Genomic DNA, 5863 nt, shown 5'->3' on the forward strand with positions numbered 1-5863 from the left:
ACGTGCGGCGAGGAGTCCGTACCCGCAGATCAGCGCGGTGGCGGCGGCCGTGCCCGGCGTGGTCATCCGTTGGAGCGGCTCTACCGGGACGCCCGCTGCGGCTCACTGCACCCGGCCACCTCGGACGTCTGCGCCGACTGGCTGGGGATCGCCGCTCTGGGCGGGGACCCGGACCGCGACGGATCGGCACCGCGTTGGTGAGCCCGCGCGGCGGCACACGTACGGGGGAGGGGCCGGCCGAGGTGGCTGGTGGGACGGCCAGGGGGAGGACAGCGTCTGACGAGAGGTGGGGATCGTGTCCGTACCAGTGATCGCGGGGCTCGGGACAGCGCAGCCGCCGTCCGCTTCGCAGGACGAGTTGTGGGAGGGCTTCTTCTCCCGGCACTTCTCCGGCACCACCCGGTCGTTGGCTCAGCGGATCTTCGCGAACTCGGGGGTGACCCGCCGCCAGGCCGCGGTCAACCCGCTGATCGAGGACGTCTCGGACTGGCCGACCGAGCGCCGGATGCGTCGCTACCAGGTGGAGGCGCTGCCGCTCGGCAAGGAGGCGGTGGGGCGTGCGCTGACGGCGGCCGGTCTGGACGCCAGCGACATCGGGCTGTTCATCGTCTGCTCCTGCACCGGGTACGCCACCCCGGGGCTGGACATCCTGCTCGCCCGCGACCTGGGCATGGCACCGGACACGCAGCGGATGTTCGTCGGCCACATGGGCTGCTACGCGGCGCTTCCGGGGTTGGGGGCGGCGAGTGACTTCGTGACCGCCCGGGGCCGGCCGGCGCTGCTGCTCTGCGCGGAGCTGACCAGCCTGCACATCCAGCCGTCCACCGCCCGGGTGGACACCCAGCAGATCGTGTCGCACGCGCTCTTCTCGGACGCCGCGGTCGCCGCCGTGGTGGTGCCCGACGGCCGGGGGTACGCGTTGCGCGAGGTCACGTCGGTCACCGACACCTCGACCGCCGACCACATGACCTGGGACGTCACCGACGCGGGGTTCCGGATGGGGCTGTCGCCGAAGGTGCCGCAGGTCCTCTCCCGGCACGTTCGCGGGTTGGTGGACGACCTGTTGGCCCGGCACGGCGGCGTCAGCTCCGACGTGGACGGCTGGGCGGTGCATCCGGGTGGGCCGCGCATTCTCAACGTGGTCGAGCGGGAGTTGGCCCTGCCGCCGGAGGCGTTGGCCGCGTCCCGGGCGACGCTCGACGAGCACGGCAACTGCTCGTCGCCGACCGTCCTGTTGATCCTGGACCGGTTGAGTCGTTCGACGCAGGCGCCCCGACGGGTCGTCATGCTGGCGTTCGGTCCGGGCCTCACCCTGTACGCCGCCCTGCTCGATCGACAGGACTGAGCGCCTCTCGACCCGACCGGTACGCTCACCACATGGATGCGGCGGACGACCGGCTGCGGTCGGCGGTGCTGGCCGGGGTGACCCTGGCCGCGCTGGCGGTCGGCGGTTGGTGGTGGCGTGCCGCCGCGCCAACCCCGGCGGCCGGGCCGGTGGGCGTACCGAGCGCCGAGCCGAGCGTCAGCACCGAGCTGGAGCGTGTCCTGGCCCGTGGCGTGCCCGAGGGACGGGTGACGCTGCGGGTGGATCCCGAGACGGGCGAGGCCGTCCGGGTGGAGGGCCGCCCCCCGCTGGTCGACCCGGAGACGGGCACGGTCGTCGACCTCGGCGACGATCAGGGCGTGCTCTCTCCTGGGAGTGACCTGCTCTCGTTCCGGGCCACGATCTGGCGGGAGCAGCGGGAGTTGACCCCCGGCCAGGGGCTGACGCGTCAGTCGTCCGGCGACGGCTCCCGCTATCTGCTGCAGTACCGGTGCACCCGGCCGGGCACGCTGGCGGTGACGAGCACCGGGGCCGAGCTCGCCGGCCCGCCGCGCATCGATTGCGACGGCACGCTCGCCTCCGCTGAGGTGGTGCCCACCGACGGGCCGTTCCGGGTGTCCCTGTCGGCCGTCGGTGACAAGCCCATCGACGTCCAGGCGCAGCTCGTCGCGCTGCCCCCGTCGTAGGACGACCGCTCAGCCGGCCAGGGCGCTCAGGTCGTCCTGGTACGCCTCGACCGGTCCCGGGTCCGACAGCACCCGGGTCACCACGCCGGTGCGGTCGACAAGCAGCGCGTTCGCGGCGCTGGAGCCCAGGAACGAGCGCAGCCCGCCAGCGGGATCGGCCAGCGCCCGGACGCCGTTGACCGGCGGTGAGGTGGCGACAGCCCGTTGTTCGGTCACCGTGACGACGGTGACGCCGGCGGGCGCCGCCGCCACGGCCTCCGTGACGACGTCCGGGCAGCCGCAGTCGTCCACCAGGATGATCATGGCGGGCAGCAGGCCGCGCAGCGGCACCGGCGCCTGCCCGGCATCGACCAGGTCCAGCGCGGGCAGCGCCTGACCGGCGAGCGCCACGGGTGGCGTGGAGGGCGCCGGGGTGGGTCGGTCGGTGCCCCGGCCGGCGCGGGGCCAGGTCACGGCGACCAGGCCGGTCAGGGTGGTGAGCACCGCCACCAACAGGACCAGCAGCGGCAGGGTGAGGGCGCGGTGCCCGGTGTGGTGGCCGGCCGCCCGGCGCAGCTCGCGGCGCACCTCGGCGGCCTCACTCGCCAGGGTCGAGGCGTCGTCGGGGACGACGATGCGGCCCCACTCGGGTGGCAGGTCGGGCAGGCCGTCGGGCGGCCCGTGGCCCTCTGCGTCCGGCTTGCCCATCGGACCCCCAGGAAGCGTCTCGAGAGCGGCGTGTGACTCGGACTCCAGCGTCCCGCACCGGGGGCAGCTCCCGCTACACCTGGGCGCGTTTCCGCTGGGCGGGATACCATGGGGGAGCGCATAGCCCTTGATCTCGACGTTCTGTTCACCCGCATCGGGAAGTAATCCGTGCGTTACGGAGCGTGTTCAAACCATCGGTTTGACCGCCTGTCAAGCTGAAGAAAGACCTCTCACAGGGCCCCTGAGCTGCGCCAACGGTCAGGACATCGGTGAGACATCGTTGCCTGAGCGTGTTACCCTAGACACAGCGAAAGGGGTTTCGAACCTATGGTTTTCAGTGTCGGCGAGACCGTTGTTTACCCCCACCACGGGGCCGCACTCATCGAGGCAATCGAGACTCGGATCATCAAGGGCGAGCCTAAGAAATACCTCGTCCTGAGGGTTGCGCAGGGTGACCTGACGGTCCGGGTGCCCGCCGAGAACGCCGAGATCGTGGGCGTCCGTGAGGTGGTCGGCGAAGAGGGCCTCGGTAAGGTCTTCGACGTTCTCCGGGCTCCGCACACCGAGGAGCCGACCAACTGGTCGCGGCGTTACAAGGCCAACCTGGAAAAGCTGGCCTCCGGCAACCCGCTGAAGGTCGCCGAGGTCGTGCGTGACCTGTGGCGCCGGGAGCGGGAGCGGGGCCTCTCCGCAGGCGAGAAGCGGATGCTGGCCAAGGCCCGCGACATTCTCGTCGGCGAGGTCGCGCTGGCTGAGAAGAGCACCAAGGACGAGGCGGAGACGCTGCTCGACAAGGTCCTCACCGAGGCCTAGTCCGCACAGCATCGTCGTACCCACTTCGTAGCGAAGAAACCACCGAGGACCGCGACGTGACCGCGCAGCTCAACCCGCGCGGTGACGTCGCGGTCCTTGTGCCTGCGGCGGGTGCCGGCGTACGGCTCGGTCCCGGCCGACCCAAGGCGCTGCGCCTGCTCGCGGGCGAGCCGCTGCTGGTGCACGCCGTACGCCGGCTCGCCGCCGCCGCGTCGGTGCACACGATCGTGGTGGCCGCGCCCGCGGCCGAGGTGGCGGGTGTCCGTGAGCTGCTGGCTCCGGTGGCGCCGGTGATAGTGGTGCCCGGTGGCGCCGAGCGGCAGGCTTCGGTCGCCGCCGCGCTGGCAGCGGTGCCGGCCGGCCCGACGATCATCCTGGTGCACGATGCCGCCCGTGCGTTGACCCCGCCCGAGTTGGTCGAATCGGTCGCCGCCGCGGTCCGGGGTGGCCGGGCCGCGGTGGTTCCCGTCCTGCCGGTCGTCGACACGATCAAGGAGGTCGGCGCCGACGAGGTGGTGCTGGGCACCGTCGACCGAGCTGCCCTCCGGGCGGTGCAGACCCCGCAGGGCTTCCGCCGGTCCGTCCTGACCGCCGCGCATGCCGCGGCCGGCGACCCGCTCACCGACGACGCCGGCCTGGTCGAGAAGCAGGGCATCGCCGTGAGCTGCGTGCCCGGCTCGGAGTACGCCCTGAAGATCACCCGTCCGTTCGACCTGGCGTTGGCGGAGCACCTGCTCGCCGCCGACGGCTGACGCGTAACCTCTGTTCATGATCGTTCCTCGGGTCGCCATCGGCACCGATGTGCACGCGTTCGAGCCGGGCCGGCCCTGCTGGGTCGCCGGGCTGCTCTGGCCCGACCAGGACGGTCTCGCCGGGCACTCGGACGCCGACGTCGCCGCCCACGCCGCCTGCAACGCGCTGCTCTCCGCCGCCGGCCTCGGTGATCTCGGCGCCGCCTTCGGGGTGGACCAGCCGGAGTGGTCCGGGGCGTCCGGCGTGGCGCTGCTGACCGAGACGGCCCGCCGGGTGCGGGCGGCCGGCCTGGAGATCGGCAACGTCTCCGTGCAGATCGTCGGCAACCGTCCCAAGATCGGCCGCCGTCGGGACGAGGCCCAGCAGGTGCTCTCCGACGCCGCCGGCGCCCCGGTCACCGTCTCCGCCGCGACCACCGACGGGCTCGGTTTCACCGGCCGGGAGGAAGGTCTGGCGGGCATCGCGGTGGCCCTGGTGTACGACGCGCCGGCCGCCTAGGCTCGCCGCGATGTCCACCGAACCCGCCCCCGACCAGTTCGCCGGCGACGGCTATCTCGAACGCGCTCAGCTCCTCGCCGAGCTGGGACGCCACGACGAGGCGGCCGGTGAGCTGACCGAAGGGCTCGCGCTGAAGCCCGCGGATTCGCAAGCCCTCACCATGCTGGCCCGGGTGCATCTCGTCGCCGACCGGCCGGTCGACGCGCTCGCCGCCGCCGACGCGGCCGTGGCCGCCGCGCCGGAGGCACTGCCGGCGCTCGTCGTCCGGGCCATGGCACTGGTCGACCTGGGGCGCTACGCCGATGCGGCGACCACCGCCGACCGGCTCCTGGCGCTCGGGCCGACCGACGCGTACGCCCAGCGCAGCGCGGCGGCGATCCTGGCCGACTCGCGCAACGGGCAGCCGGCGCTGAACGCGGCCTGGCGTGGGGTTGAGCTGGCCCCGCAGGAGGCGCAGGCGCACCTGGTGCTCAGCCTGGTCGCGGCCCGACTGGAGCTGTTCGACCTGGCCGAGCGGGCCTACCGGGAGGCGCTACGGCTCGATCCGCGCCTCACCGAGGTCGGGCACGACGTCGGTGTCCTGCACCTGGAGCAGCGCCGCTGGTCCGAGGCACTGGAGCACGTGGCGGAAGCGGTGGCGATCGGCCCGAGCCGGATCGACTCCCCGCGGACCCTCGCGTACGGCCTGCACCGCCTGGTGCTCTACGGCGCGGGCTGGTCCCTGGTCGCCGCGGTGGTGGTGGCGTTCGCGGCCTCGACGAGCGACGGATTCTCCCGTGTCCTGGCGGTGCTCGCGGCCCTCACCGGCGGCGTCGTGGTCTGGCAGCTCGCGGCGCGGCTGCCGGGGCTCACCCGGACCGTCCTGCCCGCCATGCTGCACGCGGACCGCACGATGGCCCTGGCGATCTACGCGGTGGCCGCCGCGCCGGCGCTGCTGCTCGTGTACGCGGTGGTCGGCTCGCCGTGGCCGCTGGTGCTGGCGATCGTCGCCACCGCGATAGCCGAGTTCGCCATCTTCACCAGAACAGCTTTCCGCTGACCCAACCAACCCGACCCACGGCGTAACCCGAAAAGATCACCAGCGTCGCCTAGCTCGCCCAGG

The 5863-nt window shown here is 73.0% G+C and carries 7 protein-coding genes and 1 pseudogene; 7 read left to right on the plus strand and 1 reads right to left on the minus strand.

What is annotated here, in order from left to right:
• The 3 genes and pseudogenes from AB0J68_RS25110 to AB0J68_RS25120 form a co-directional block, all read left to right on the plus strand.
• Positions 1-201, plus strand: a pseudogene (locus tag AB0J68_RS25110) (acyl-CoA dehydrogenase); the annotation flags it as partial.
• 85 nt (positions 202-286) lie between these two features.
• The gene (locus AB0J68_RS25115; protein WP_363940638.1) at positions 287-1345 is read left to right on the plus strand and encodes a type III polyketide synthase; all 1059 of its coding nucleotides are present in this window, start codon (positions 287-289) and stop codon (positions 1343-1345) included.
• 32 nt (positions 1346-1377) lie between these two features.
• A complete protein-coding gene (locus AB0J68_RS25120) occupies positions 1378-2010 on the plus strand; it encodes a hypothetical protein (RefSeq protein WP_363940639.1) in 633 nt (210 codons plus the stop codon).
• A 9-nt stretch (positions 2011-2019) separates the two neighbouring features.
• Here AB0J68_RS25120 and AB0J68_RS25125 read toward each other — a convergent pair whose 3' ends face one another.
• On the minus strand, positions 2020-2697 hold the full coding sequence (locus tag AB0J68_RS25125) for a hypothetical protein (protein WP_363940640.1): 678 nt from the start codon (positions 2695-2697) through the stop codon (positions 2020-2022).
• Between the two features lie 327 nt (positions 2698-3024).
• On the opposite strand from AB0J68_RS25125, the gene AB0J68_RS25130 reads away from it, so the two are divergent.
• From AB0J68_RS25130 to AB0J68_RS25145, 4 genes are read left to right on the plus strand one after another with little or no spacing between them, the layout of a single operon-like run.
• Entirely contained in the window at positions 3025-3510 is a 486-nt protein-coding gene (locus AB0J68_RS25130) for a CarD family transcriptional regulator (RefSeq protein WP_088950500.1), read from the plus strand.
• Positions 3511-3566: 56 nt separating this feature from the next.
• Positions 3567-4262 carry a 2-C-methyl-D-erythritol 4-phosphate cytidylyltransferase gene (ispD, locus tag AB0J68_RS25135; RefSeq protein ID WP_363940641.1) on the plus strand — a complete coding sequence of 232 codons (696 nt, stop codon included), beginning with the start codon at positions 3567-3569 and terminating at the stop codon, positions 4260-4262.
• A 16-nt stretch (positions 4263-4278) separates the two neighbouring features.
• Positions 4279-4761 carry a 2-C-methyl-D-erythritol 2,4-cyclodiphosphate synthase gene (gene ispF / locus AB0J68_RS25140; RefSeq protein ID WP_354857446.1) on the plus strand — a complete coding sequence of 161 codons (483 nt, stop codon included), beginning with the start codon at positions 4279-4281 and terminating at the stop codon, positions 4759-4761.
• 10 nt (positions 4762-4771) lie between these two features.
• Positions 4772-5800, plus strand: coding sequence for a tetratricopeptide repeat protein (locus AB0J68_RS25145; RefSeq protein WP_355064989.1), 1029 nt, complete (start codon positions 4772-4774; stop codon positions 5798-5800).
• The last annotated feature ends 63 nt before the right edge of the window (positions 5801-5863 follow it).

It is taken from the genome of Micromonospora sp. NPDC049580, assembly GCF_040675595.1.
In the GTDB taxonomy this organism is placed as follows: domain Bacteria; phylum Actinomycetota; class Actinomycetes; order Mycobacteriales; family Micromonosporaceae; genus Micromonospora.